The 1,746-nt window shown below is 58.9% G+C and carries 2 rRNA genes; both read left to right on the top strand.

The window, feature by feature from the left end:
* Positions 1-456: ribosomal RNA gene (locus ABD295_RS21095) — 16S ribosomal RNA — on the top strand; the annotation flags it as partial.
* Between the two features lie 628 nt (positions 457-1,084).
* A 23S ribosomal RNA gene (locus ABD295_RS21090) occupies positions 1,085-1,746 on the top strand; the annotation flags it as partial.

The raw sequence follows: 1,746 nt of genomic DNA, 5'->3' as shown, positions 1-1,746 counted from the left end.
CCGCAACGAGCGCAACCCTTGTCGCATGTTGCCAGCGCGCCCTTCGGGGTGGCGGGGACTCATGCGAGACTGCCGGGGTCAACTCGGAGGAAGGTGGGGATGACGTCAAGTCATCATGCCCCTTATGTCCAGGGCTTCACGCATGCTACAATGGCCGGTACAGAGGGCTGCGATCCCGTGAGGGGGAGCGAATCCCTAAAAGCCGGTCTCAGTTCGGATTGGGGTCTGCAACTCGACCCCATGAAGTCGGAGTCGCTAGTAATCGCAGATCAGCAACGCTGCGGTGAATACGTTCCCGGGCCTTGTACACACCGCCCGTCACGTCACGAAAGTCGGCAACACCCGAAGCCGGTGGCCCAACCCTTGTGGGGGGAGCCGTCGAAGGTGGGGCTGGCGATTGGGACGAAGTCGTAACAAGGTAGCCGTACCGGAAGGTGCGGCTGGATCACCTCCTTTCTAAGGAGCACTTACAGAGCCAGAGCCTGGTCCCTTCTTGAGTGAGGGGGGCTTGCCCGTCTTGTGCGGGTGGGTGTGGGGTCTGGTCCCGGCCTGAGGTCCCGTTGGTGGGCCTGGTCGGGGGTAGCTCACTAGTGGAACGACGTCTATCTCCCCTGTCTGGTGCGGGGCCCGGGTTCACAGCCGGGTCGCGTGGTCCGGTTCTCTTCTGCCCTGTGTGGGGTGGGGGTGGTCTGGTGGGTGGGGGGCACACTGTTGGGGTTCTGAGGCCTCAGGTGCGTCTTTCGGGGCGCTCGGCTCCTGCTGGTTTGGGGGGGTTGGTCTTGGTGCCTGCTTCGTCGTGCTGGCCCGGTGTGGGTTGGTGGGGGGTTGTTGGGTTTGGTGTTTGGTTTTTTCATAGTGGACGCGAGCATCTTTGTGGCAATTTTGTCTGCGCTGCCCCTGTTGAAGGGGGTGGTGTGGGTGTTTTGTTGCATTGTTTGTTGTTGTAGAGGTCTTCGCCCTTTGATTGGGGGTGGGGACTTTTGTTCTTTGTGTGTGTTGGATGCTGCGGGTGTGCCCCAGGTTCATTTCTCCGGTTGGTTTCGGCTGGTCGGGGGTGTGGGTGTTGGGGTGTGTTTGTGGTGTTTGGCAAGCTATGAAGGGCACATGGTGGATGCCTTGGCATCGAGAGCCGATGAAGGACGTAGTAGCCTGCGATAAGCCCTGGGGAGTTGGCAAACGAGCTGTGATCCGGGGGTGTCCGAATGGGGAAACCTGGCTGGAGTCATGTCCAGTTACCTGCACCTGAATGTATAGGGTGTGTGGAGGGAACGCCGGGAAGTGAAACATCTCAGTACCGGTAGGAAGAGAAAACAATAGTGATTCCGAGAGTAGTGGCGAGCGAAATCGGAAGAGGCTAAACCGTATGTCATGTGATACCCGGCAGGGGTTGTGGATACGGGGTTGTGGGACGCGTGTGACATCGTCTGCCGGCGGTGTGCGCAGTAAGAAACCATGCATGAAGTTGAAGTCTCCTGGAAGGGGGCGCCGTAGAGGGTGAGAGCCCCGTACGCGTAAGTGTGTGGCTGCGTTGCATGTGATTCCCAAGTAACACGGAACTCGAAGAATTCTGTGTGAATCTGGCGGGACCACCCGTTAAGCCTAAATACTCCTCGATGACCGATAGCGGACGAGTACCGTGAGGGAAAGGTGAAAAGTACCCCTGGCGGGGAGTGAAATAGTACCTGAAACCGTGTGCCTACAATCCGTCAGAGCCTGGGCCTCCTTTGTGGGGTGGTGGGTGATGGC

This window comes from Nocardioides bigeumensis, assembly GCF_039531755.1.
Classification (GTDB): domain Bacteria; phylum Actinomycetota; class Actinomycetes; order Propionibacteriales; family Nocardioidaceae; genus Nocardioides; species Nocardioides bigeumensis.
The sequence above is the reverse complement of the archived record's forward strand: the minus strand, read 5'-3'. Positions and strand labels throughout refer to the sequence as shown.